This is a genomic window from Embleya sp. NPDC050154 (genome assembly GCF_044460165.1).
Taxonomy (GTDB): Bacteria; Actinomycetota; Actinomycetes; order Streptomycetales; family Streptomycetaceae; genus Embleya.
Map to the genome: position 1 here is coordinate 97,335 of NZ_JBITJP010000032.1, position 24,616 is coordinate 121,950.

24 protein-coding genes are annotated in these 24,616 nt (G+C 70.3%); 21 read left to right on the forward strand and 3 right to left on the reverse strand.

All coding sequences use genetic code 11. From position 1 onward, the window contains the following. The first annotated feature begins 30 nt into the window (after nucleotides 1-30). Nucleotides 31-732 carry a hypothetical protein gene (locus ACIBSV_RS43445; RefSeq protein ID WP_395873011.1) on the forward strand — a complete coding sequence of 234 codons (702 nt, stop codon included), beginning with the start codon at nucleotides 31-33 and terminating at the stop codon, nucleotides 730-732. A gap of 33 nt (nucleotides 733-765) precedes the next feature. On the opposite strand, the gene ACIBSV_RS43450 is transcribed toward ACIBSV_RS43445, so the two are convergent. Beyond that, nucleotides 766-1,053 (reverse strand): ferredoxin, encoded by a 288-nt coding sequence (locus ACIBSV_RS43450; RefSeq protein ID WP_395873038.1) that lies wholly within the window; start codon nucleotides 1,051-1,053, stop codon nucleotides 766-768. A gap of 224 nt (nucleotides 1,054-1,277) precedes the next feature. Here ACIBSV_RS43450 and arc point away from each other — a divergent pair, with 224 nt between their 5' ends. From arc to prcA, 6 genes are all read left to right on the forward strand, one after another. Next, a complete protein-coding gene (arc, locus tag ACIBSV_RS43455) occupies nucleotides 1,278-3,044 on the forward strand; it encodes a proteasome ATPase (RefSeq protein ID WP_395873012.1) in 1,767 nt (588 codons plus the stop codon). A 220-nt stretch (nucleotides 3,045-3,264) separates the two neighbouring features. Continuing rightward, nucleotides 3,265-4,770, forward strand: a complete 1,506-nt coding sequence (gene dop, locus ACIBSV_RS43460) for a depupylase/deamidase Dop (RefSeq protein ID WP_395873013.1) — start codon at nucleotides 3,265-3,267, stop codon at nucleotides 4,768-4,770. Between the two features lie 175 nt (nucleotides 4,771-4,945). Beyond that, complete coding sequence (locus ACIBSV_RS43465; RefSeq protein WP_395873014.1) at nucleotides 4,946-5,155, forward strand: ubiquitin-like protein Pup; 210 nt, start codon at nucleotides 4,946-4,948, stop codon at nucleotides 5,153-5,155. A 192-nt stretch (nucleotides 5,156-5,347) separates the two neighbouring features. Continuing rightward, nucleotides 5,348-5,767, forward strand: coding sequence for an endonuclease VII domain-containing protein (locus tag ACIBSV_RS43470; protein WP_395873015.1), 420 nt, complete (start codon nucleotides 5,348-5,350; stop codon nucleotides 5,765-5,767). Beyond that, on the forward strand, nucleotides 5,719-6,564 hold the full coding sequence (gene prcB, locus ACIBSV_RS43475) for a proteasome subunit beta (RefSeq protein ID WP_395873016.1): 846 nt from the start codon (nucleotides 5,719-5,721) through the stop codon (nucleotides 6,562-6,564). Before ACIBSV_RS43470 ends, prcB begins: the two co-directional genes overlap by 49 nt. Before the next feature lie 64 nt (nucleotides 6,565-6,628). Continuing rightward, nucleotides 6,629-7,405, forward strand: a complete 777-nt coding sequence (gene prcA / locus ACIBSV_RS43480; protein WP_395873017.1) for a proteasome subunit alpha — start codon at nucleotides 6,629-6,631, stop codon at nucleotides 7,403-7,405. A gap of 73 nt (nucleotides 7,406-7,478) precedes the next feature. Here the strand turns inward: prcA and ACIBSV_RS43485 are convergent, their stop codons facing one another. Then, nucleotides 7,479-8,501, reverse strand: coding sequence for a LacI family DNA-binding transcriptional regulator (locus tag ACIBSV_RS43485; protein ID WP_395873018.1), 1,023 nt, complete (start codon nucleotides 8,499-8,501; stop codon nucleotides 7,479-7,481). Between the two features lie 158 nt (nucleotides 8,502-8,659). Here ACIBSV_RS43485 and ACIBSV_RS43490 point away from each other — a divergent pair, with 158 nt between their 5' ends. The 5 genes from ACIBSV_RS43490 to ACIBSV_RS43510 all read left to right on the forward strand — a co-directional run bounded on the left by ACIBSV_RS43490 (nucleotide 8,660) and on the right by ACIBSV_RS43510 (nucleotide 13,694). Then, nucleotides 8,660-9,889, forward strand: a complete 1,230-nt coding sequence (locus tag ACIBSV_RS43490; protein WP_395873019.1) for an MFS transporter — start codon at nucleotides 8,660-8,662, stop codon at nucleotides 9,887-9,889. A gap of 9 nt (nucleotides 9,890-9,898) precedes the next feature. Further along, nucleotides 9,899-11,260 carry a Pup--protein ligase gene (gene pafA, locus ACIBSV_RS43495; RefSeq protein WP_355532574.1) on the forward strand — a complete coding sequence of 454 codons (1,362 nt, stop codon included), beginning with the start codon at nucleotides 9,899-9,901 and terminating at the stop codon, nucleotides 11,258-11,260. A gap of 146 nt (nucleotides 11,261-11,406) precedes the next feature. Then, nucleotides 11,407-12,243, forward strand: a complete 837-nt coding sequence (locus ACIBSV_RS43500) for an ABC transporter ATP-binding protein (RefSeq protein ID WP_395873020.1) — start codon at nucleotides 11,407-11,409, stop codon at nucleotides 12,241-12,243. Between the two features lie 179 nt (nucleotides 12,244-12,422). Beyond that, entirely contained in the window at nucleotides 12,423-13,235 is an 813-nt protein-coding gene (locus ACIBSV_RS43505; protein ID WP_395873021.1) for an FKBP-type peptidyl-prolyl cis-trans isomerase, read from the forward strand. Between the two features lie 81 nt (nucleotides 13,236-13,316). Then, nucleotides 13,317-13,694 (forward strand): FKBP-type peptidyl-prolyl cis-trans isomerase, encoded by a 378-nt coding sequence (locus ACIBSV_RS43510; RefSeq protein WP_395873022.1) that lies wholly within the window; start codon nucleotides 13,317-13,319, stop codon nucleotides 13,692-13,694. 256 nt (nucleotides 13,695-13,950) lie between these two features. On the opposite strand, the gene ACIBSV_RS43515 is transcribed toward ACIBSV_RS43510, so the two are convergent. Next, a complete protein-coding gene (locus ACIBSV_RS43515; protein ID WP_395873023.1) occupies nucleotides 13,951-15,045 on the reverse strand; it encodes a DUF3866 family protein in 1,095 nt (364 codons plus the stop codon). Nucleotides 15,046-15,172: 127 nt separating this feature from the next. Here ACIBSV_RS43515 and ACIBSV_RS43520 point away from each other — a divergent pair, with 127 nt between their 5' ends. The 9 genes from ACIBSV_RS43520 to ACIBSV_RS43560 all read left to right on the forward strand — a co-directional run bounded on the left by ACIBSV_RS43520 (nucleotide 15,173) and on the right by ACIBSV_RS43560 (nucleotide 24,603). Beyond that, the gene (locus ACIBSV_RS43520) at nucleotides 15,173-16,156 is read left to right on the forward strand and encodes a helix-turn-helix transcriptional regulator (RefSeq protein WP_395873024.1); all 984 of its coding nucleotides are present in this window, start codon (nucleotides 15,173-15,175) and stop codon (nucleotides 16,154-16,156) included. Next, nucleotides 16,153-17,127 carry a helix-turn-helix transcriptional regulator gene (locus tag ACIBSV_RS43525; RefSeq protein WP_395873025.1) on the forward strand — a complete coding sequence of 325 codons (975 nt, stop codon included), beginning with the start codon at nucleotides 16,153-16,155 and terminating at the stop codon, nucleotides 17,125-17,127. The genes ACIBSV_RS43520 and ACIBSV_RS43525 overlap by 4 nt, the downstream gene beginning before the upstream one ends. Nucleotides 17,128-17,239: 112 nt before the next feature. Continuing rightward, a complete protein-coding gene (locus tag ACIBSV_RS43530) occupies nucleotides 17,240-17,443 on the forward strand; it encodes a hypothetical protein (RefSeq protein WP_078978606.1) in 204 nt (67 codons plus the stop codon). A gap of 45 nt (nucleotides 17,444-17,488) precedes the next feature. Then, nucleotides 17,489-17,716 (forward strand): hypothetical protein, encoded by a 228-nt coding sequence (locus ACIBSV_RS43535; protein WP_395873026.1) that lies wholly within the window; start codon nucleotides 17,489-17,491, stop codon nucleotides 17,714-17,716. A gap of 129 nt (nucleotides 17,717-17,845) precedes the next feature. After that, nucleotides 17,846-18,127 carry a Sec-independent protein translocase subunit TatA gene (gene tatA, locus ACIBSV_RS43540; RefSeq protein WP_395873027.1) on the forward strand — a complete coding sequence of 94 codons (282 nt, stop codon included), beginning with the start codon at nucleotides 17,846-17,848 and terminating at the stop codon, nucleotides 18,125-18,127. Between the two features lie 108 nt (nucleotides 18,128-18,235). Beyond that, on the forward strand, nucleotides 18,236-19,114 hold the full coding sequence (gene tatC / locus ACIBSV_RS43545; RefSeq protein WP_395873039.1) for a twin-arginine translocase subunit TatC: 879 nt from the start codon (nucleotides 18,236-18,238) through the stop codon (nucleotides 19,112-19,114). Nucleotides 19,115-19,140: 26 nt separating this feature from the next. Further along, nucleotides 19,141-20,028, forward strand: coding sequence for a YegS/Rv2252/BmrU family lipid kinase (locus ACIBSV_RS43550; RefSeq protein ID WP_395873028.1), 888 nt, complete (start codon nucleotides 19,141-19,143; stop codon nucleotides 20,026-20,028). 198 nt (nucleotides 20,029-20,226) lie between these two features. Further along, nucleotides 20,227-22,998: a DEAD/DEAH box helicase gene (locus ACIBSV_RS43555; RefSeq protein WP_395873029.1), complete on the forward strand. Its 2,772-nt coding sequence runs from the start codon at nucleotides 20,227-20,229 to the stop codon at nucleotides 22,996-22,998. A gap of 153 nt (nucleotides 22,999-23,151) precedes the next feature. Further along, nucleotides 23,152-24,603, forward strand: coding sequence for an amidase (locus tag ACIBSV_RS43560; RefSeq protein WP_395873030.1), 1,452 nt, complete (start codon nucleotides 23,152-23,154; stop codon nucleotides 24,601-24,603). The last annotated feature ends 13 nt before the right edge of the window (nucleotides 24,604-24,616 follow it).

Consider the following 24,616-nt stretch of genomic DNA (forward strand, 5'->3'; position numbering starts at 1 on the left):
CCCGCGCGCGGCGACAGTACCCGCGGGCTCGTGACCACCGACGCACCATCCGACACCTCCGCGCGCCGGCGCGTCGAGGTCCCCGACGTCCGCAACGGCATCGCCTTCGCCGCCGCGGCCATCGTGTTCGCACTCATCGTCGGCACCGGCCTGGTGATCTGGGCCGCGGCATCCCTGGACGGCGGCATACCGGGTGTCACCGCGCCCGCCAGGGACCGGCCCAATCAGCAGGATCCACCGGCCGCGCCGCGCACCATCCAGCCGGGGGAGAACACCACGAGCACGTCGCATCAGGGGCAGGCGGCGGGTCACGCTCCCGAGGCCGCGCAGGCCGTGCCGATCTCCCGCAGCCGATCCGCCGGCGGCCCCACCGAGGCGGAGCTCGCCCGGATCGACTTCCCGATCGACTGCCCGGGCGTGGGCGCACAGCTCAAGACCGTGCTGACCGACCCGACCGGCCCCACCGTGGTCCGGGTCGAGTGCGCGGCCGGCTCCGGCTCCCCGCCCGCCGCGCTGCTGGCCTACGCCGCCGCGGACACCGGCACACCCCGGCTGGTGGCCACCCTGCTCGACACCGACGAGGGCCTGCTGGTGAGCGACGTCACCCGGGACGGCGACTCGATCACCGCGCACACCCTGGGCTGGTCCGGCCCGGACGTCCCCCGCTGCTGCCCCGACGTCGACGGCACGCTCCGTTGGCGTCTCACCCCGCTCGGTGCCCAACGGATCTGACGCGTCGCCAGACCGGGGCGTACGAAGCGGAATTCAGGACGCGTCCGGCCCATACACCTCGACGCCGTCGGAAACCCGACGCATATGGATGCAATCGCCGGGACACTTGCGTGTGGCGTCGATCACTTCCACCAGCAGTGGCGCGGGCACCGGGACCACCGCGCCCGGCTCGGTGCGCAGCTCGTCGTCGTCGCCCTTGACGTACGCGAGGCCGTCGATGTCCAGCTCGAAGACCTCTCGCGCGTATTGGACGCAGATGCCGTCCCCGGTGCAGAGATCCTGATCGATCCAGACCTCGAGGGGTTCGTTTTCCGCGGACATGCGGCCTCTCTCTTCACCGATTCGTATCGACACGCGAGCAACAGACCCTACTCGCGGCTGCTTCCCGAGGTGGTGAGGTGGGTATCTGATCCTCACAAGCGTGGGGGCAATCGCACGGGTGAAGATCGGACACGCCCGGACAGTCTTGCTGATCAAGGGGTTTCAACCCCTCCTGCCGTAGGTAGGGTCGGAGACGTCGCAGCTCCCAGGAGGAGGTGAGGGCCGTGGCAGTCCACGACGACGACATGAACCGTGGTGGGAGGCCGGCTCGGGGTACGGACGACCTCGTAAGCCAGGTTTCTTTTCTAGAGCAGGAAGTCGCCGTCCTGCGTCGCAAGCTCGCCGACTCACCGCGCCAGAGCCGTTTGCTCGAGGAGCGGGTCGTCGATCTTCAGACGTCCTTGGCCGGCATGACCACACAGAACGAGCGATTGGTCGCGACCTTGAGGGAGGCCCGCGACCAGATCGTGGCCCTCAAGGAGGAAGTGGACCGACTCGCCCAACCCCCCTCGGGGTTCGGCGTGTTCCTACAGGCCAACGAGGACGGCACGGCGGACATCTTCACCGGCGGGCGCAAGCTCCGGGTGAACGTCAGCCCCAACATCGAGCTCGACGAACTCCAGCGTGGCCAGGAGGTCATGCTCAACGAGGCCATGAACGTGGTCGACGCGATGGAGTTCGAGCGGGTCGGCGACGTGGTGATGCTCAAGGAACTGCTCGAGGACGGCGAACGAGCCCTGGTCATCGGGCACACCGACGAGGAGCGCGTGGTGCGCCTCGCCGAGCCGCTGATGGACTCCCCGCTGCGCGCGGGGGACTCGCTTCTGCTCGATTCCCGATCGGGCTACGTGTACGAGCGGGTTCCCAAGAGCGAGGTCGAGGAACTGGTCCTCGAAGAGGTCCCGGACATCGACTACACCAAGATCGGCGGTCTGCGGAACCAGATCGAGATGATCCGCGACGCGGTGGAGCTGCCCTACCTCCACCCCGACCTGTTCAAGGAACACGAGCTGCGCCCGCCCAAGGGCATCCTGCTCTACGGCCCCCCCGGCTGCGGCAAGACGCTGATCGCCAAGGCGGTCGCGAACTCGCTCGCGAAGAAGGTGGCCGAGGCCCAGGGCAACGAACAGGGCAAGAGCTACTTCCTCAACATCAAGGGTCCCGAACTGCTCAACAAGTACGTCGGCGAGACCGAGCGGCACATCCGCCTGGTCTTCCAGCGGGCTCGTGAGAAGGCCAGCGAGGGCACCCCCGTCATCGTCTTCTTCGACGAGATGGACTCGCTCTTCCGCACCCGAGGGTCGGGCGTCAGCTCGGACGTGGAGAACACCATCGTTCCGCAGCTCCTGTCCGAGATCGACGGCGTGGAGGGCCTGGAGAACGTCATCGTGATCGGCGCCTCCAACCGCGAGGACATGATCGACCCGGCCATCCTGCGGCCGGGCCGGCTCGACGTGAAGATCAAGATCGAGCGTCCGGACGCCGAGGCGGCCAAGGACATCTTCGCCAAGTACCTCAAGGTCTCGCTGCCGCTGCACGACGACGACCTGGTGGAACACGGCGGCAACCGGGCCGCCACGGTCACCGGGATGATCCAGGTCGCGGTGGAGCGGATGTACTCGGAGAACGACGAGAACCGCTTCCTGGAGGTCACCTACGCCAACGGTGACAAGGAGACCCTGTACTTCAAGGACTTCAACTCCGGCGCGATGATCGAGAACATCGTCGGTCGCGCGAAGAAGATGGCGATCAAGGACTTCCTGGAGCACCGCCAGAAGGGCATCCGGGTGGCCCACCTGCTCGCCGCGTGCGTCGACGAGTTCAAGGAGAACGAGGACCTGCCCAACACCACCAACCCCGACGACTGGGCGCGGATCTCCGGCAAGAAGGGCGAGCGGATCGTCTACATCCGCACGCTGGTCTCGGGCAAGCAGGGCGACGAGGCCGGTCGCTCCATCGACACCGTGGCCAACACCGGTCAGTACCTCTGATCCCGATCGAGTACCGATTGACCACCGATGCCGCGGCCCGTGTTCAGGTCGAACACGGGCCGCGGCGCCGTGCCGGGACGACACGTCAGCACAGGGCAATAGTTCCGGCCGTATCCCCAAGGCAATCCAACGGCAATAGGCTCGGCAGCATGACCAGGGTGTACCCGGATCACGGAGAGTGTGACTCGGGTACCGGCCGGGTGAGGGACGAGGGGGTCGCATGACCGTCCGGCGTGTGATGGGCATTGAAACCGAGTACGGGATCTCCGTACCCGGACATCCGAACGCCAACGCGATGTTGACGTCTTCCCAGATCGTGAACGCGTACGCCGCAGCGATGCAGCGGGCCCGGCGGGCCCGCTGGGACTTCGAGGAGGAGAATCCGCTGCGCGACGCGCGCGGGTTCGACCTCGCGCGCGAACTGGCCGACTCGAGCCAGCTCACCGACGAGGACGTCGGCCTCGCCAACGTGATCCTGACCAACGGCGCTCGGCTCTACGTCGACCACGCCCACCCGGAGTACAGCGCGCCCGAGACCACCAACCCGCGTGACGCGGTGATCTGGGACAAGGCCGGCGAACGCATCATGGCCGAGGCCGCGCGGCGCGCCGCCGAGCTGCCCGGCGGCCAGCAGATCCTGCTGTACAAGAACAACACCGACAACAAGGGCGCGTCCTACGGCACGCACGAGAACTACCTCATGCAGCGCGCCACGCCGTTCGCCGACATCGTCCGGCACCTGACCCCGTTCTTCGTCTCCCGCCAGGTGATCTGCGGCGCGGGGCGGGTGGGCATCGGCCAGGACGGCTCCGCCCACGGCTTCCAGATCAGCCAGCGAGCGGACTACTTCGAGGTCGAGGTCGGCCTGGAGACCACGCTCAAGCGGCCGATCATCAACACCCGCGACGAGCCGCACGCGGACGCCGAGAAGTACCGGCGCCTGCACGTGATCATCGGTGACGCGAACCTGTCCGAGGTGTCCACCTACCTCAAGCTCGGCACCACCGCGCTGGTCCTGTCGATGATCGAGGACCGCTTCCTCGGCAACGACCTGACCGTGGACCAGCCCGTGCGCACGCTGCACGAGGTCTCCCACGATCCCACCCTCAAGCAGCTCATCACGCTGCGCAACGGCCGCAAACTGACCGCGATCCAGCTCCAGCTCGAATACCTCGAGTTGGCCCGCAAGTACGTGGAGAACCGGTTCGGCAAGGATGTCGACGCGGACACCACCGACGTGCTCGACCGCTGGGAGTCGGTGCTCGCCCGCCTGGAGACCGACCCGATGTCGCTCGCGCGCGAGCTGGACTGGGTGGCCAAGCTGCAACTCCTGGAGGGCTACCGACAGCGGGACGCCCTCGAGTGGGACGCGCCGAGGCTGCACCTGGTCGACCTCCAGTACGCGGACGTACGGCCCGACAAGGGCCTGTACAACAAGCTGGAGGACCGCTTCGAGCGGATCGCAGGCGAGGCCGAGGTGCAACGCGCGGTGCACCTGCCGCCGGAGGACACCCGGGCGTACTTCCGCGGTCGCTGTCTGGAGCAGTACGCCGACGAGGTGGCCGCCGCCTCGTGGGACTCGGTGATCTTCGACGTCGCGGGTCACGACTCGCTCCAGCGGGTACCCACCCTGGAACCGCTGCGCGGGACGAAGGCCCACGTGAAGGACCTGCTGGACCGCTGCCGCACAGCCGAGGATCTGGTCCGGGCCCTCACGGGTGGGTGACCTCGCGCGTTCGCGGGAACAAAGCGAATGAACGGATAAATCCCCTTCCGGAACACCTGGCATCCGACACTCGTTGGCACCTACACCCCCGCTCCTTCGGGATCGGGGGTGTAGGCCCTCCGGGGAATGGATAAGCACCGGTTCAAGGAAATGATCACAAGGTGGGGTGAGTGACATGGCCACTAAGGACAGCGGCGGTCAACAGCGCGCGACAAAGCGCTCGGAAGAGGTCGACGAGACCACTACCGAGGCACAGTCCGACGTGCAGGAACGACAGGAGAAGTTGACGGACGACGTCGACGCGGTATTGGACGAAATCGATGAGGTGCTAGAGGAGAACGCTGAGGAATTCGTTAGGGGATTTGTCCAAAAGGGTGGTGAATAGGGGTAAATGTCCGATTTGAAATCGGGCAAGAATTGCCCTGACTGTAAGGGATGGAAGCCCGCTCAGGACTTCGGATCTAACGCAGCGAGTCCTGACGGGCTTTCATTCTATTGCCGTGAGTGCAACCGAAGGCGTAATGCGCAGAGTTATCGTGCCCGGCGGGAGCGTGCCGGATTCAAGGTTCGTCCGAAGGTGGATGTGCCGGACGGCCATAAGCGTTGTCCGAAATGCGAACGGATCAAACCGCATTCCGAATGGCATAAAAGTTCCCGGCAATGGGACGGGCCGGCGGCGAACTGTAAATCCTGTCGCAAAATCGACGGTCGCGCCGGATACTTCATGCGCAAATACGGCCTCACCGAGGCCGACCTGCAGCGCATGCTCGCCGACCAAATGGGCGTATGTCCGATCTGTGTCGCAGTCAGGCCCGAACACGTCGATCATGATCACGAAACCGGTAGGGTCCGAGCCGTACTCTGCTTCAACTGCAATGCCGCACTGGGCATGTTCAAGGATCGACCCGACGCGTTGCGCCGGGCCGCAACCTATGTGGAAGGGATCGTGTGGAAGCCAACACTCGTGGCACCGGGCGTCTACCGGCTGCCTTCCTGACCCCCGGGTCGTCCTCGTTCGCCGAATTTCTCGACGCCTACCGGCCCGAACTGTTGCCCGCGCGTAGGACGCCTCCGGTGCAGCCCGTGACGATCGAGGCGCCGCACGGCACCACGATCGTGACCGCGACGTTCGACGGTGGCGTGGTGATGGCCGGCGACCGGCGCGCCACGATGGGGAACCTGATCGCACAGCGGGACATCGAGAAGGTGTTCCCGGCCGACGAGTACTCGGTCGTGGGCATCGCCGGCACCGCCGGCCTCGCGGTCGAGATGGTCCGGCTGTTCCAGGTCGAGCTGGAGCACTACGAGAAGATCGAGGGCACCACGCTGTCCCTCGAGGGCAAGGCCAACCGGCTGTCGCAGATGATCCGCGGCAACCTCGGGATGGCCATGCAGGGCCTGGCGGTGGTGCCGTTGTTCGCCGGCTACGACGTGGACGGCGGGGCCGGGCGGATCTTCAGCTACGACATCACCGGCGGCCGGTCGGAGGAGCACGGCTTCCACTCGGTGGGTTCGGGCTCCCTGTTCGCCCGAGGCGCGCTGAAGAAGCTGTACCGCCCCGGTCTGGACGCCGACGGCATCGTGACGGTGTGCATCCAGGCGCTCTACGACGCCGCCGACGACGACTCCGCCACCGGCGGGCCGGACCTGACCCGGCGGATCTACCCGGTGGTGACCCTGGTGACCGAGGACGGCATCCGCCGGCTCTCCTCGGAGGAGGTGGGCGCGATCGTGCGCACCGTGGTCGACGCGCGGATGGAAGACCCCAACGGCCCGACCGCGCCGCTGACGTGACCCCGATGTCGAGGACCCGAACAGCCGACCCTTCGAGACCGGCTCCGACGAAAAGGACTCCACGGTGACGACGCCCTTCTATGTGTCGCCGCAGCAGGCCATGGCGGACCGGGCCGACTATGCCCGCAAGGGCATCGCCCGCGGCCGCAGCGTGGTCGTGCTGACCTACGCGGACGGCATCCTGTTCGTGGCGGAGAACTACTCTCGCGCCCTGCACAAGATCAGCGAGATCTACGACCGCATCGCGTTCGCGGCGGTGGGCAAGTACAACGAGTTCGAGAACCTGCGGATCGGCGGCGTGCGCTACGCCGACATCCGCGGCTACTCGTACGCGCGCAACGACGTCACCGCCCGCGGGTTGGCGAACGTGTACGCACAGACGCTGGGCACGATCTTCTCCAGCGGCGGCGAGAAGCCCTACGAGGTGGAGCTGATCGTCGCCGAGGTCGGCAGCGCGCCCGAGGACGACCAGATCTATCGGCTCACCTACGACGGCTCGGTGGCCGACGAGCACAACTACGTCGCGATGGGCGGCAACGTCGAGCAGATCACCGAGCAGCTCAAGCGCAGCCACCGTGAGGGGCTCACCCTCGAGGCCGCGCTCAAGGTGGCGGTCGACGCGCTCTCGCGCGACGGTGTCGGCGAGAAGCGCTCGATCACGGCCTCCCAGTTGGAGGTCGCCACGCTGGACCGGACCCGGCCGCAGCAGCGCAAGTTCAAGCGCCTGGTGGGCGGTCAACTGACCCGCCTGCTCGGCGAGGCGGAGCCGGCCGCCGACGCGGCGGCGGAGGACGCGGCCGGGACCGCGCCCGAGGCCACGCCGGAGGCCGGCGAGGAGTAGTCCCGCGCACGTCACAGGGCCCGCGCACCGCTTCGGTGCGCGGGCCCTGACGTGTGTCGGGACCGACGCGGCCTCAGCCGGACGCGGGCCGCGCGGTCGAGCCGCGCACCAGGAGCTCGCCGGGCAGCACCACGTCCGGGCCCGCGTCGCCGGTGTCCAGCAGGTCGAGCAGCGCGGTCATGCCGCGCGCGCCCAGTTCGACGGCGGGCAGCCGGACCGTGGTCAGTTCGGGTTCGACCACGCGGGCGTAGCGCAGGTCGCCGAAGCCGGTCACCGACACGTCCTCGGGCACCCGGATCCCGAGCGCGCGGGCGGCCTTGTAGGCGCCCGCCGCCTGGAGGTCGTCGTCGCAGACGAGCACGGTGGGCCGGGCCGGCGACGCGAGCAGCGTCAGCGCGGCCTCGCGCCCGCCGTCCAGGGTCAGCGGCGCGGCGGCCTCGGCGACCACCTCCGCGGGCCCCAACGCGGCCCGGAAGGCGTCGTCCCGGGCCCGGAACGTCCAGGTCCGCACGGCGGAGCCCAGCCGGGCGACCCGGCGGTGGCCCAGCCCGACCAGATAGCCGGCCAACGCGCGCATGCCCTCGGCCACGTCGTCGTTGACGGTCGGTACGCCGCGCCCGGGCTCGCTGTCCAGCATCACCAGCGGCAGGTCCTCGCTGCCCGGCCCGGCCGAGCGCAGCACGTCCAGCGGCTCGACGGCCATCGAGGACGCGAGCACGCCGTCGATGGCGGCCGAGGAGAACGGGTTCGGGCTCAGGTCGATGCCGTCGCGGGTGGGGTAGACCACGACGCCGAAGTCCCGTTCGGCCGCGACCCGCGCCGCCCCGGTGTGCACCGCGCCGAAGAACGGCGAGGTGAGCACGGGCACGACGAGCATCACGGTGCGGGTGCGGCCCAGGCGCAACGACCGGGCCGAGTTGTTGGGCCGGTAGCCGAGCGTCGCCGCGGCGTCGCGGACCGCGGCGACGGTGGCGGGGGAGACCCGGCCGTGCCATTTGTCGGCGAGGACCAGGGACACGGTGGACTGCGACACGCCGGCGTGTTTGGCGACGTCCTTGCTGGTCGGGCGACCGGCGGGGGGCTGGGGCGACGGCAAGGGGACCTCGGGCGCGGTGTCGGGGACGGGGCGGGCCCAGCGTAGAACCCGCTTGCCATGCCGGCGGGCCGGCAGGCACAGTGGTAGTCGGAAGTCATACGTATGACTGGACGGTGTGCGGACGTGTCGGATGCGGCACGGGAGGGCGGTACCCGCGGATGCGGACCTATCTGGACCTGCTGCGGGTGCCGTACGCGGCGCGCCTGCTCGGCGGCACGCTGTTCGGCCGATTGCCCAACGGCATGGGCGCGTTGGCGGTGTTGCTGCTGGTGCGCGCGGACGGCGGCGGCTACGGGCTCGCGGGCGCGCTGTCCGCGGTCTACGGCCTGGCGAGCGCGGCCGGGCAGCCGGTACTCGGCCGGTGGATGGATCGGCGCGGGCAGACCGGCGTGTTGCTCGGCTCGGCGCTGGTCTCGGCGCTGGCCTACGCCGTGTTCGCGCTCGTGGGCGCCCACCCACTGCCGCTCGCCGTCGGCGCGGTACTGATCGCGGGCTTCACCACGCCGCCGCTGGAAGCGGGCCTGCGCGCGCTGTGGCCCTCGGTCCTCACTCCCGAGCGGGTGCAGGCGGCGTACGCGCTGGACGCCGCCGCGCAGGAGATCCTGTTCACCGTGGGGCCGCTGATCGTGGTGGTCGTGGTGCAGGTGGCCTCGGCGGAACTGGCCGTGTTGCTGACCGGGTTGATCGGGGTGGCGGGCACCCTGATCGTGGTCACCGCGCGCCCCTCCCGAATCTGGCGCGGCGAGCAGCACACCCCGCACTGGGCGGGCGCGCTGCGTTCGGCCGGTCTGCGGGTGGTCCTGGTCGCGTTCACGCTGGCGGGCATCGCGCTGGGGGTGCTCAGTGTCGCGGCCGTGGCGTACGCCGACCACGAGGGTTCCGGCGCGCTGTCCGGGGTGTTCCTGGCGGCGATGTCCTTCGGCGCGCTGCTGGGCGGCCTGGTGCACGGGGTGCGGGCCTGGCGGACCCCGCCGGCGCGTCGGTTGTTGTGGTTCATGTTGTGGCTGACGGTGTGTTATCTGCCACTGACGGCGGTGCCCGGCCCGTGGTTGATGATGCCGCTCGCGGTGCTGTCCGGGGTGTTCCTGGCGCCCGCGATCGCGTGCGTGTTCACCCTGATCGACGAGTTGGCGCCGCGCGGCACGGTGACCGAGGCTTTCGCGTGGCTGGTGGCCGCGATCGGGGCGGGTTCGGCACTGGGCATGGGACTGGCCGGTTGGGCCGGGGAAGTGGCCGGCGCGCGGGGCGCGTTCGCGGTCGCGGGCGTCGGCGCGGGGCTCGGATTGCTGGTATTGCTGGCCGGTCGGGGCCGGCTGATTTCAAACGTGATCCATTTTGTGGAAACCACCGACGCGGAGTTGTCCCGGAACGGCACGTCGTCGGCGTAATGTTGCCGCATGGACCGCCGCATCTTCGGGCTGGAGAACGAGTACGGCGTCACCTGTACGTTCCGGGGGCAGCGCAGGCTCTCCCCGGACGAGGTGGCGCGCTACCTCTTCCGCCGAGTCGTTTCGTGGGGCCGAAGCAGCAATGTCTTCCTACGCAATGGGGCCCGGCTGTATCTGGACGTGGGCAGCCACCCCGAATACGCGACGCCCGAGTGCGACTCGGTGCCGGAACTTGTCGTGCACGACAAGGCCGGTGAGCGCATTCTCGAAGGTCTCCTCGTCGACGCCGAACGGCGGCTGCACGAAGAGGGCATCGCGGGCGACGTGTATCTCTTCAAGAACAACACCGATTCCGCCGGCAACTCCTACGGTTGCCACGAGAACTATCTGGTGGCGCGGCACGGGGAATTCTCCCGGCTCGCCGATGTGCTCATCCCGTTCCTGGTGACCCGTCAGATGTTGTGCGGCGCGGGCAAGGTGCTGCAGACGCCGCGTGGTGCGGTGTACTGCGTGAGCCAGCGCGCCGAGCACATTTGGGAGGGTGTCAGTTCGGCCACGACCCGTTCCCGTCCGATAATCAACACGCGCGACGAACCGCATGCCGACGCCGAGCGCTATCGGCGGCTGCATGTGATCGTCGGCGACTCCAACATGGCCGAGCCCACCACGCTGCTCAAGGTCGGCTCCACCGATCTGGTGCTGCGGATGATCGAGGCCGGGATCGTGATGCGCGATCTGACCCTGGAGAACCCGATCCGGGCGATCCGCGAGGTCAGTCACGACATGACCGGCTCGCGCAAGGTGCGGTTGGCCAACGGCCGCGAGGCCAGCGCGCTGGACATCCAGCGGGAATACCTGACCAAGGCGCAGGAGTTCGCGGATCGCCGAGGCATCCGCACCGGCACCGTGGAGAAGGTGCTCGATCTGTGGGAGCGCACGCTCGACGCGATCGACTCCGGCAACCTGGACCTGGTCGGGCGCGAGATCGACTGGGTGATCAAATATCAGCTCATCGAGCGGTATCGGGCCAAGCACAACCTGCCCATGTCCTCGCCGAGGGTCGCCCAGATCGACCTCGCCTACCACGACATCCACCGGCGCCGCGGTCTCTACTACCTGATGGAGAGACGCGGGCAGATCGACCGGATCGGCAACGATCTGAAGATCTTCGAGGCGAAGTCGCTGCCGCCGCAGACCACTCGCGCGCGCCTGCGCGGCGAGTTCATCAAGAAGGCCCAGGAGCAGCGGCGCGACTTCACCGTGGACTGGGTGCACCTCAAGCTCAACGACCAGGCGCAGCGCACCGTGCTGTGCAAGGACCCGTTCCGGTCGGTGGACGACCGGGTGGAGAAGTTGATCGCCAGCATGTGATCGCCGGCATGTGATCGCCGCGAGGTGCTCACCGACGGTGATCGAGGACCGGCGGTCTCGACCCGCGCCGGCCGGCATGTGAGACGAAGCCGTCGCCCGCCCCCTCCCCTGGCCGGGAGCGGGCGGGCGACTGGCATGCTTGCTCGATGGTCGATACACCTACATGGGACATCGCTCCACCGGTCTTCGAGCTCGACGCGGTGGATGTGTGGGCGCACGGGCCCGGCGGGCGCACGGACATGCTCGTGGGCGTGGACTGGACGGTCCGCGAGGGCGAGCGCTGGGCGCTGCTCGGACACAACGGCGCGGGCAAGAGCACGATCCTGGCCCTGGCCGGCGCGCTGCGCTTCCCCGGCAACGGCACGGTGACCGTCCTGGGCAGGCAGCTCGGCCGGGTGGACGTGCGCGAGGTGCGCGCGCAGGTGGGCGCGGTCAACGCGGCGCTGCGCATTCCCGAGTACCTGAAGGTGACCGACTACGTGCTCACCGGGGCGACCGGCACGGTGCAGCCGCTGTACGGCAGGTACGGGCCGGCCGAGCGGGCCCGCGCCGCCGAGCTGATCGCGCTGCTGGGCCTGGAGCGGTTGGCGGATCGGGAGATCGCGGTGTGCTCCCAGGGCGAGCGCGGCCGGGCCCGGATCGCCCGGGCGCTGATGCCCGACCCGCGGCTGCTGCTCCTGGACGAGCCGGCCAACGCGCTGGACCTGCCCAGCCGTGAGGAACTGCTGGAGGCGATCGACTCGCTGACCCGCGAGTTGCCGCGGCTGACCCTGGTGATCGTCACCCACCACCTGGAGGAACTGCCCAGCTCGGTGACCCACGCACTGCTGCTGCGTCGGGGTACGACGGTCGCGGCGGGGCCGGCGCACGAGGTGATGACGGACGCCAACCTGAGCGAGTGCTTCGGCATTCCGCTGTCAGTGCGCGCCGAGGACGGGCGCTGGGCCGCCCGGCTCAAGCGGCCCGGCCGCGAGGTCGCCTGAACAGGGTCGTCGTCTTCACGTCGTCCTCACATCCGAACCCCATAGAGTGTCCCGGTCCTTGTCCATCTCAGCAGAGGAACATCGTGCGCCGTCTCGCTGCGCTCCTTCTGGTCCCCGCACTGGCCTTCACCGCGGTCGCGTGTGGCGATGACGACGGAGGAAAAACCGTTACACCGATCGTGACCGGAGCCTTCGGGCAGAAGCCGGACATCAAGATCCCCAAGGGGAAGTCCGGCGACAAGACGACGTCCACGATCCTCATCGAGGGCACCGGTGACGTGATCAAGAAGGACGATTACGTCGTCGCGGACACCGTCGGCAAGAACTGGGACGGCACGGACGCGGGCAACTCGTACGACACCAAGACTCCCGAGGTCTTCCAGGCGGGCAGCCAGGAGCTCCTGAAGGAGATCGGGCAGGGGATAATCGGCAAGAAGACCGGCACCCGGATGCTCGTGGTGGTGCCGGCCAAGGTCACCCAGGAAAAGCAGGCCGTCGTGCTGATGCTGGACCTGAAGTCGACCAAGACGATCGACCCCAAGGCGGAGGCCAAGGGCGCCGCGGTGACCCCGCCGGCCGGCCTTCCGGTGGCCAAGGTGGAGTCCGGCAAGGCCGCGGAGATCACCATCCCGCCGGGCGCGACCGCGCCGACCAAGCTGACGGTCCAGCCGCTGATCGAGGGCACCGGCCCGGTGGTCCAGAAGGGCCAGACGCTGGTCGCGCAGTACACCGGCGCGCTGTTCGACAAGGGCACCAAGTTCGACTCGTCGTGGGACCACGGTGGCGCGACCGCGTTCAAGATCGGCGTCGGCCAGGTCGTGACCGGTTGGGACGAGGGTCTGGTCGGGCAGAAGGTCGGCAGCCGCGTGTTGCTGGTCCTGCCGCCGGACAAGGGGTACGGCGCGGAGGGTTCCGGCGAGAAGATCCCGCCGAACTCGCCGCTGGTGTTCGTCGTGGACATCATCGACGCCCTGGGCGGCACGGCGGCCTGACGGCCCGTCGCGCACCGGATCGGGCGATCCGCCCGATAGGTTGGACCCCGCATTCAGCACTCGAACGGATACGGAAACGCTGTGACGAAGCTTACGAAGCCCGAGATCGACTTCCCCGAGGGCGGCGTGCCCGCCGAGCTGGAGATCACCGAGATCTGGGAAGGCGACGGCCCGGTGGCCCAGGCGGGCCAGAACGTCAGCGTGCACTACGTCGGCGTGGCCTTCTCCTCCGGCGAGGAGTTCGACGCGTCCTGGAACCGCAACGCCCCGCTCGACTTCCGGCTGGGTATCGGCCAGGTCATCGAGGGCTGGGACAAGGGTGTGCAGGGCATGAAGGTCGGCGGCCGGCGCAAGCTGGTCATCCCGCCGCACCAGGCCTACGGCGACCGCGGCGCGCCCGGCGCCATCGCGCCCGGCGAGACGCTGATCTTCGTGGTCGACCTGATGAAGGTCGGCTAGTCGTACGACGCACCCGGCCCCGGTTCGCGCGAGCAGCGCGGGCCGGGGCCGCGTTCGTTCCGCGGCCCTGGGCCCTGTCCGGCGGATCCTGGTGGGTCCGCGCCGCCCGGCACCGCGCCTCGCCGCACCGGAGAAACAGCCGAAGAGAACCACTATGCGGCTGCTTCTCCGGCAGCCCGATGCACGGCATCCGCCCTTCGGGCTCCTCGCTGCGCTCACGACGCGGCCCGATCCACCAAGATCCGCCGGGCAGGGCCTAGTGCAGGCCCTGGGCCGGGAGTTCGGCCGCGAATCGGCCGGCCGCGGCGGCGGCCAGGAAGTAGGCGTGGTCGGCGTCCAGGCCCCGGCCCATCGTGGACAACCGGGCGGGTGTGGCGCGCAGCGCCGCGTCCAGGCCGTCGATCGGCACCGTGTGCACGTCGTGCCCGGCGCGCAGTGGCTCGACGTCCGCCGCGACCCGGCTCGCCAGCGGCTCGGGCAGGGTGGGCACGATCACGTCGGCCCGGGCCAGCGCGACCCGGCCGTACGCGGTCAGGCAGTGGTGCGAGACGCCGCGATGGCGCTCGCGCCCGTCCGCGTCGGAGATCCGCAGCGAGGCCACGGGTCGGCCGCCGAGTGCGGTGATCGCGTTGATCGCCTCGCCCGCCGCGACCCCGGAGAAGCCCCACGGCGTGCCCGTGCCCAGGTTGCCCGGCCCCTGCGCGACGATCGCCAGATCCGCGCCCTGCACGTGCCGGGCCGCGAGCAGACCGGTGTGCAGGGTGACCGCCTCCAAGTCGCCGCCGAGTGCCTGGCCCACCGTCACCGTGCCCGCCAGCCAGCCGTGTTCGCGCAGCGTGTCGACGGTCATCGAGAACCACAGCGGCAGCGTGCCGCCGTCGGTCATCACGTACACCACACGCGCGTGCGGGCGCGCGAGGCGGATCCCGGCGCAGATCGCGGGCAGCGCCGAGTGCAGGTCGGCGACCAGCACCGGCATGCCCTCCAGCGAGTCCGCGTCGCGCAGCGTCGCGTGGTGCGGCGAGTCCTGTTCGTCCACGCCGAGCACGACCGCCTGCATCGGCGTGTAGCGCGCCTTGACCACGTGCCCGGGGCCCGGCGGCGGATCCGGCGGCAGCCGATCGGGCAGCGCCACCACCAGCGCGTAGCCGCCGGTGCCCAGGCCCATGTCCTGCGCGGTGGTGTTGAGCAGCACGGTGTCGCCGACCTGCGGCGTGCCGGTCAGGTGCGGGTAGGCGATCGCGCGCAGCTCGCGCGCGGGGGCCGGTTCCGGTACGGCCGCGGTCAGTTCGACCGCTCCGCGCCAGGCCCGTCGGATCGCCGTCACTTCGCCGCGTCGCCAGGTGATCACGGTCCGGGAGCCTAACGCCGGCCGGTGTCGCCGGGCGAACCGGAGGGCCGGATTGCCGGGCGGGACCAACCGACGCGCCGAACGCGGTACGGTCGGGGCTGCGCCTTGTGGGAGGGACTGGGATCTGATGGCGATTCCGAAGCAGGAGCGGTTGGTGAGCCTGGTGATGTGTCTGCTCGCCGCCCGTCGCTACGTCACGAAGGAAGAGCTGCGGCAGTCGATCGAGTCGTATCGGCTGTGCACGTCCGACGAGGCCTTCGACCGCATGTTCGAGCGGGACAAGGACGACGTACGCGAACTCGGCTTCATCGTCGAGACGGGGGCCAACGACCCGCTGATCGAGTCCGCCGACGGCTACCGGATCCGCCCCGAGAAGAACGCGCTGCCACCGGTGGAGCTGGACCCCGAGGAGGCCGCCGCGCTCGCGCTGGCCGCCGGCGCCTGGCAGCAGTCCGCGCTGGCGGGGGCCGCGACCGGTGCGCTGTACAAGCTCAAGGCCGCCGGCGTGGAGATCGACTCGGCCCCGCTGACCAGCGTCGAGCCCCGGGTGACCGCGCGCGAGCCGGCCTTCGGGCCGCTGCTGGACGCGCTGCGCACCCGCCGCCCGATCCAGTTCGCCTACCGTCGCTCCGGTGCCGCCGAGGCCACGCCGCGGGTGGTCGAGCCGTGGGGGATGAGCTGTTGGCGCGGCCGGTGGTACCTGGTGGGCTTCTCCCGGGACCGACAGGAACAGCGGGTGTTCCGGCTGGACCGGATCGCCGACAAGCCCAAGCCGAAGCCGCTCAAGGAGCAGTTCCGGGCCGAGGTGCCGGAGAAGGTGGACGTGCGCGGCCAGGTCGCGCGCTTCGCCGGCGAGGGCGGCGAGGGCATCGCCCGGATCCGGGTCCGCACCGGCGCCGGGTTCCCGCTGCGTGCCCGGGCGAGCGCGGTGGTGCCGGCGGGCGAGGGCTGGGACGAGTTGGAACTGAGTCACGGACACGGACTGCACCACTGGCTCGCCGAGTTCGGCCCCGACGTGGTCGTGCTGGAGCCGCTCCATCTGCGCGAGGCCGTGGTCGCGCAACTGCGCGAGGCCGCCGGTGAGGCGACGGGACAGGTGAAGGTCGGATGAGCAACGCGATCGACGACACCCGGCGGCTGTTGTCGCTGGTTGCCTACCTGCGCGAGCGCCCCGGCACGCATCTGGACGACGTCGCGCGCGCGTTCGGCCTGCCGGTCGCGCAGGTCGAGGCGGACCTGGGCACGCTGCACATGTGCGGCACCAGCTTCATGGCCGACGATCTGCTCGAGCCGCACGTCGACTTCGAGGGCCGGGTCTTCCTGGACAACGCCGACGCGCCGGTGCGGCCGGTGCGGCTCGCGCCGCACGAGGCGCTGGCCCTGCTGGTGGCGCTGCGCGCGCTGGCGGGCCTGTCCGGGCTGCGCGAGCGGGACAAGGTCGCGCTGGGCCGGGTGACCGCCAAGCTGGAGGACGCGGCCGGCGAGGCCGCGCGCGCCGCCGAGGGGGTGACCGTGGAGTTCGAGGGCGACGACGCCGCCCAGGAGTCCGCGTTCGCCACGATGGACCGCGCGGTGAGTGAGCGGCGCCGGCTGCGGCTGCGCTACTACGTGCCGCGCCGGGACGAGATCACCGAGCGCGAGGTGGACCCGATCCGGCTGGTGTTGGTCGACGGGCACACCTACCTGGTGGCGTGGTGTCGGCAGGCCGAGGGCCGCCGGTTGTTCCGGCTGGACCGGGTCGCCGAGGCGGTTCTGCTGGACGAGGCGTCCGAGCCGCAGCCGGTGGAGCCGCTGGACCTGGCGGACGGTTTCGCGCCCACCGCCGCGGACGGCATCGAGGTGGTGCTCGAACTCGGTCCCGGCGGACGCTGGGTCACCGAGTACTACCGCTACGACAAGGTCGAGGAACTGGCCGACGGCGGCCTGCGGTTGACCCTGCGCACCCCCGACCCGGCCGGGATCCGGCGGCTCGCGCTGCGCCTGGGCGGGCACGGCAGGGTGATCTCCCCGCCGGAACTCGTGGACGATGTACGACGGACCGCCTCGGCCGCGCTCGCGGCCTACGCGGACCAGGCCGGCTGATTCGCCGCGGCCGGAGGCGATTGTCCAAAAACGGCACATCGCCCGGTCGCGGCCCAGCGGCACTCCCGGTACCACCGACGACAACCTTCCCGAGATTGCGAGGAGGCCCACGGTGTCGACGTTCACGGCGCGCTGCCCGGTCTGCGGACGCGTCGAGTTGACGGCGGATCAGCTACGGCTGGTACTCCGACCGAACAAGTCCTTCTACCTGTTCCGCTGCCCCACCTGCGCCGACTCGGTGCGCCGGCCGGCCGGTGAGCGGATCGTCGAACTGCTCACCGACGGCGGGGTGTCGTCGATGCAGGTCGCGCGCTGAAAGGCGGAGCGCGGCGGCGGGAGCGGGGGCTGTTAGGGTCGCCGCATGTTGCCGTGGGTCCTCGTCTTCATCGTGCTCGTCCTCGCCGGACTCGGCGTCATCGGCTGGTTCGCCTGGCGATTGTTCGGTGACGTGCGTCACCTCGGGGCGACCGTCGCGGACGCCTCCGCGCGACTGGCCGAGGCCGCCGCCGAACTGGACGCGGCCGGCGGCCCGACCGAGCGGCGCGGCGCCGTACCGCATCCGCGCGCCGCGGCCTCTCACCGACAGTGATCCGCACACGTGACCCCTGGGGGTTACGTCCGGTGCAGTTGTTCGCCACCATTGCGTTGCACAGGTGTAAGACGCACCGGCGTACGATCGAACCCGTAACCCCCCGGCCCCGGCAATGAGGTACTGACTATGTTTGGCAAGCTCGGTTGGCCCGAGATCATCCTGATCCTGGTTGTCGTCGTGCTGTTGTTCGGCGCCAAGCGTCTGCCGGACACGGCGCGTGCGCTGGGCCGTTCGCTGCGCATCCTCAAGAGCGAGACCAAGGCGATGAAGGACGACGGGGCGAGCGAGGCTCCCGCGTCCGACAAGACCGCCAAGACCACCGAGACGCCGCCGCGCACCATCCAGGCGGCTCCGGGCGACGTGAGCGAGGCGCGGCCGGTCGGCGAGCCCGACCACAACCGTCGCTGATATCCGCCACGCGCCTTTTAGGAGTCGGCCCTCAAGGTGCTTGACAAGGCAGGGCGCGGACGAAAGTCCGGCCCGAAAGAGAAGAAGATCAAGGACGCCGAGGGGCGCATGCCCCTCATGGAGCACTTGCGCGAACTGCGCAATCGCCTCGTCAAGGCGCTCCTGGCCATCATCGTCGTGACCATCGTCGCCGCGTTCTTCTACGAGGACATCGGCGCCTTCCTGGTCGATCCCGTCTGCGACCTCAAGAACGTCAAGGGCACCGGCGTCACCAAGTGCGGCCAGGGTGTCCTGGTGCAACAGGGCGTGCTCTCGCCGTTCTCGATGGCCCTGAAGATCTCGCTGGCCACCGGCATCATCGCGGCCTCACCGATCTGGCTCTACCAGATGTGGGCCTTCCTGGCGCCGGGGCTGCACAAGAACGAGAAGAAGTACTCGCTGGCCTTCGTCGGCGTGGGTGTGCCGCTGTTCCTGGGCGGCGCCTACTTCTCGTACTGGATCCTGCCGCACGCCCTCCAGGTGCTCCTGGACTTCACCCTCACCGATGCCAGCAACCAGATCCAGCTCGACGACTACCTCAACTTCGTCATCCGCATGGTCGTGGTGTTCGGTATCGCGTGCGAGCTGCCGCTCGTGCTGATCATGCTGAACTTCGGCGGGGTCGTCACCGCGAAGCAGCTCGCGAGCTGGTGGCGCTGGGTGGTGATGGGCATCTTCGTCTTCGGCGCGGTGGCCACCCCCACCACCGACCCGCTGACGATGATCCTGCTGTCCATCCCGATCACCGTGCTGTACGGGATCGCGCTGATCGTGGCCTGGCTCAACGACCGCCGGCGCGGCAAACGGCACGCGGAAGTGTTCGGCGCCGACCTCGACGACGACGAGGCGTCGGTCCTGGACACCTCGGTGCGCCCGGTCGAGCGGCCGAGCACCGTCGTGGACGAGTCGCAGGCGGGTTCCTCGACCAGGGTGGACGACATCACCTGAGGTCGGGTGGGCTAATCTCGCGCCTTGTGTCTCGGGAGATAGCGGTATTCGTCAACCCCACCGCGGGTCGTGGTCGGGGTCTCAAGGCCGCGTCGCTCGCGGCCGATCTGCTCCGTGACCGGGGGCTGACACCGCATCAGGTGTCCGCTCCCGGTGCCGCGGAGGGGATCGCCCGGCTGCGTGCGGTGGTCCGCGGCGGCGTGGCGGCCGTGGTCGCGGTCGGCGGGGACGGCACGGTCGCGGCCGCTTTGCAGGCGGTGGCGGGCACGAGCACGCCGCTGGGCGTGGTGCCGATCGGTTCGGGCAACGACTTCGCCCGGGCGTTGGACCTGCCGCTGGGCGACGTGGCCGCCGCGGCGCGGGTGGTGGCCGATCTGCATACGCGGCCGGTGGACCTGGGGCGGGCGGGGGAGCGCTGGTTCGGCACGATCCTGTGCACCGGATTCGACTCTCGGGTCAACGAACGCGCGAACCGGATGACCTGGGCCCGCGGGCGGACCCGCTACAACGCCGCCCTGGTGGGCGAGCTGGGCGCGCTGGCGCCGATCGCCTACGAACTGGAGCTGGACGGCAAACCGGTCGACGTCGAGGCGACGCTGATAGCGGTGGGCAACGGTCGCTCCTACGGCGGCGGCATGCGGATGTGCCCGGACGCCGATCTCGCCGACGGCCTGTTCGACGTCACGGTGGTGGCCGGCTGCGGGCGGGCCGAGCTGCTGCGGGTGTTCCCCAAGGTCTACGGCGGAAAGCACGTGAGCCATCCGCTGGTCACCGTGCACCGCGCCGCGACCGTGTCGCTGAGCGCGCGCGGGCTCAGCGGGTGGGCCGACGGCGAACGGCTGGGCGCGCTGCCGCTGACCGCGGACTGCGTGCCGGCGGCGGTCCGGGTCCTGGTGCCCGCGCCGCGCGGCTGAGCCACGGGCCGCCGGCCCGGCCGCCTGCTCGGGTCGAGCCGCCTGCCGAGTTCGGGCCGCCCGCCTTTCGGGAGCGGGCCGCCTTTCAGGATCGGGCCGCCTTTCGAGATCGAGCTGCCTTTCAAGATCGAGCTGCCTTTCAAGATCGAAAAAAGGTGATCACAGCCGTCGGTCCCGGCCGGTAGTCTGCTTGACGAGATGCCTCTCGATCCCGCACGCGGCACGGACCGCGACACCCAGATGTCCCCCGCCGAGCGCTACGCGGCCTCCCGCCGCCAAGCCGCCGACGAACGGACGAGCCTGCACGCCTTCCGCGAGCAGTACCCCTTCGGCCTCGATCCCTTCCAGGTCGAGGCCTGTCGCGCGCTGGAAAGCGGCAAGGGTGTGCTGGTCGCGGCGCCGACCGGTTCGGGCAAGACGGTGGTCGGCGAGTTCGCCGTGCACCTCGCGCTCGAACAGGGCCGCAAGTGCTTCTACACGACGCCGATCAAGGCGCTGTCGAACCAGAAGTTCGCCGATTTCCAAAAGCTCTACGGCGCGGCGAACGTGGGCCTGCTCACCGGGGACAACTCGGTCAACAGCGACGCCCCGGTGATCGTGATGACCACCGAGGTGCTGCGGAACATGCTCTACGCGTCCTCGAACGCGTTGAACGGCCTGGGCTACGTCGTGATGGACGAGGTGCACTACCTCTCCGACCGCTTCCGCGGCGCGGTGTGGGAGGAGGTGATCATCCACCTCTCCGAATCGGTCACGCTGGTCTCGCTCTCGGCGACCGTCAGCAACGCCGAGGAATTCGGCGACTGGCTGGGCACCGTGCGCGGCGACACCGCCGTGGTGGTTTCCGAGCACCGCCCGGTGCCGCTGTGGCAGCACGTGATCGCGGGCAACCGCACCTACGACCTGTTCACCGACGAGAACCACACCGAGGTCAACCCCGAGCTGATCCGGCTGGGCCGGATGGAGAGCGAGCGGGCGGGCCGACCGCAGGACCGCTACCGGCGCAATCGCGGCCAGGAGACCCGACCGATGCGCAGCCGGATCTGGACGCCCAGCCGCGCGGAGGTGATCGACCGGCTCGACGCCGAGGGCCTGCTGCCCGCGATCACCTTCATCTTCAGCCGCAAGGGCTGCGAGGCGGCCGTGCAGCAGTGCCTGCACGCGGGCCTGCGGCTCAACGGCGAGGCGGAGCGGGCCGAGGTGCGCGCGATCGTGGAGGCGCGCACGACCGGGATCCCGGACGAGGACCGGCACGTGCTGGGCTACCACTCGTGGCTGGAGGCGCTCCAGCGCGGCATCGCCGCGCACCACGCGGGCATGTTGCCGACCTTCAAGGAGGTCGTCGAGGAACTGTTCGTCAAGGGCCTGGTCAAGGCGGTGTTCGCGACCGAGACACTGGCGCTGGGGATCAACATGCCGGCCCGCTCGGTGGTGCTGGAGAAGCTGGTCAAGTGGAACGGCGAGACGCACGCCGACCTGACCGCGGGCGAGTACACCCAGCTCACCGGACGCGCCGGGCGTCGCGGCATCGACATCGAGGGCCACGCCGTCGTGCTGTGGCACCAGGGCTTCGACGCGGGCCACCTGGCCGGGCTCGCGGGTACCCGCACCTATCCGCTGCGGTCCTCCTTCAAGCCGTCCTACAACATGGCGGTCAACCTGGTCGGCCAGGTCGGCCGGCACCGCTCGCGCGAGCTCCTGGAGACCTCGTTCGCGCAGTTCCAGGCGGACCGCTCGGTGGTCGGGCTGACCCGCCAGGTGCAGCGCAACGAGGAGGGGTTGGCCGGCTACCACGAGGCGATGACCTGCCACCTGGGCGACTTCGCCGAGTACGGGCGGCTGCGCCGCGCGCTCAAGGACCGCGAGACGGAACTGGCCCGCGAGGGCGTCTCACAGCGCCGGGCCGCGGCCGCCGCGTCGCTGGAGAAGCTCAGGCCCGGCGACATCATCGTGGTGCCCACCGGCAAGTACGCGGGCCTCGCGGTGGTCCTGGACCCGGGCACCGACCAGGGGCCGGAGGGTCCGCGCCCGTTCGTGCTCACCTCGGACCGCCAGGCCCGTCGACTGGCCGGGATCGACTTCCCCGTGCCGGTCACCGCGCTCGACCGGCTGCGCATCCCGCGCTCGTTCAACGCGCGCAACCCGCAGTCGCGCCGCGATCTGGCGTCCTCGCTGCGTACCAAGGCCGGCCACGTGGACCAGCCGCGGGCCCGCAAGCAGCGCTCGCCGGCGGCCGACGATCCCGAGCTCGCCAGGCTGCGGCAGGCGATCCGGCAACACCCGTGCCATGGCTGCGACGACCGCGAGGAGCACGCGCGCTGGGCGGAGCGCTACTACCGGCTGCTGCGCGACACCCAGGTGATCGAGAGCCGGATGAAGGGCCGTACGCACACCATCGCGCGCACCTTCGACCGGGTCTGCGCGATGCTCACCGACCTGGACTACCTCAAGGGCGACACGGTGACCGATGACGGGCGCCGGCTCGCGCGGATCTACGCCGAGTTGGACCTGCTCACCGCCGAGTGCCTGCGCGAGGGCCTGTGGGAGGAGCTGACGCCCGCGGAGCTGGCCGCGTGCGCGTCCGCGCTGGTGTACGAGTCGCGGCAGCCGGACGACGCGATGGCGCCCAAGCTGCCGGGTGGTGCGGCGCACGCCGCGCTGGCCGACATGGTGCGGCTGTGGGGGCACCTGGACGCGCTGGAGGGGCAGCACCACCTCGACTTCCTGCGCGAGCCGGACCTGGGCTTCGCCTGGACCGCGTACTCGTGGGCGTCGGGGCTGAGTCTGGACGCGGTGCTCGGCGAGGCCGACCTGCCGGCCGGCGACTTCGTCCGCTGGATCAAGCAACTGGTCGACGTGCTGGGCCAGATCGCCGCCGCCGCGCCGGACGACAGCAAGGTCGGCGGGACGGCGCGCAAGGCGATCGAGGGGCTGCGCCGAGGCGTGGTCTCGTACTCGTCGGTGGGCTGAGCGGGCGGCGCGGCGGTCCGCGGTATCGGCCTCCGGCCGGTCCGCGCCGGCGCGCGCCGGTTTTTGCCGATCGGCCGACGGGGCGAATCGCGCGGGCACACGGTCGCGTACGGTGCGTGGCGGACGTGTTTCACCAGCGCAGGAGGTCGTGCCGTGCGGATCGACGAGTATCAGTCCTATGACGCCACCGGGCTCGCGGGCCTGATCGCCCGCGGTGAGGTGACCGCGGACGAGGTGCTCGACGTCACCTTCGCGGCGATCAAGGAGCGCGAGCCGGCCCTGGGCGCGGTGGTCGCGTTGTGCGAGGAGCAGGCCCGGGGCGAGGTCGGCGGGTTGTTGCCCGGTGTGCTCGCGGGTGTGCCGTATCTGATCAAGGACCTCGAGTGCGATGTGGCCGGGATGGCCACGAGCAACGGGTCGCGGTTGTTCGCGGGCGGCGTCGCGGCGCGCGACAGCACGCTGGTGACCCGGCTGCGGGCCGCGGGTGTGCTGATCGTGGGCAAGACGAACACCCCGGAGTTCGGGCTGGGTACCACCACCGAGTCCGCGCTGTTCGGTCCCGCGCACAATCCCTGGCATCGCGAGCGCAGCGCGGGCGGCTCCAGCGGCGGTTCGGCGGCTGCGGTCGCGGCGGGCATGGTCCCGGTCGCGCACGCCACCGACGGGGGCGGTTCGATTCGCATCCCGGCCGCGTGTTGTGGGGTGTTCGGGCTCAAGCCGAGCCGGGGTCGGGTCACCCCGGGGCCGGATCACGGCGAGTCGTGGGCGGGTCTGTCGGTGGCGCACGCGGTCACCCGTACGGTCCGCGACAGCGCGACGCTGCTCGACATCACCGGCACGCCGGAGCCGGGCGATCCGTATCACGCGCCGCCGCCGGTGCGGCCGTACGCCGCCGAGGTGGGCGCGGACCCGGGGCGGTTGCGGATCGGGTTGATCCTGACGCCGGTGGACAGCGGTGTGGTGGTGGATCCGGAGTGTGTGCGGGCCGCGGAGGAGGCCGCGGCGCTGTGTGTCGCGCTGGGCCACGACGTGGAGCCGGTGACCTGGCCGGACACGCTGAGCCGGCCGGGCGAGGTGATCGCGCCGATCAGTGCCGCGCACATCGCGCGCATGGTGGACCTGCGGCTGGCCGAGTTGGGTCGCGAGCTCGGGGCCGGCGATCTGGACGGGGCGACCCGGCTGATCGTGGACAAGGGCCGCTCGTTGTCGCTGGCGCGCTATCTGGCCGCGATCGACACGATGCACACGATCGGGCGGGCGGTGACCCGGCTGACCGGGCGCCTGGACGTGCTGCTGACCCCGACGATGGCGGTGGTGCCGCCGCTGCTGGGCGAGCTGGATCCCAACCGCGATCCGATGGCGGCGCTGACCGGGATGCGCGGGATGGCCGCGTTCACCAGCCTGTTCAATGTCACCGGGCAGCCGGCCATGTCGGTGCCGCTGGGGCGCACCTCGGACGGCCTGCCGCTGGGCGTGCAGTTCGCCGGCCGGTACGGCGACGAGGCGACGCTGTTCCGGCTCGCCGGGCAGTTGGAGGCGGCGGCCCCGTGGGCGGGCACCGCGGGTGCGGCGGGCTCGATGGGGGCGGCGGGGTCGGCGGGTTAGGCCCCGGCCGGCC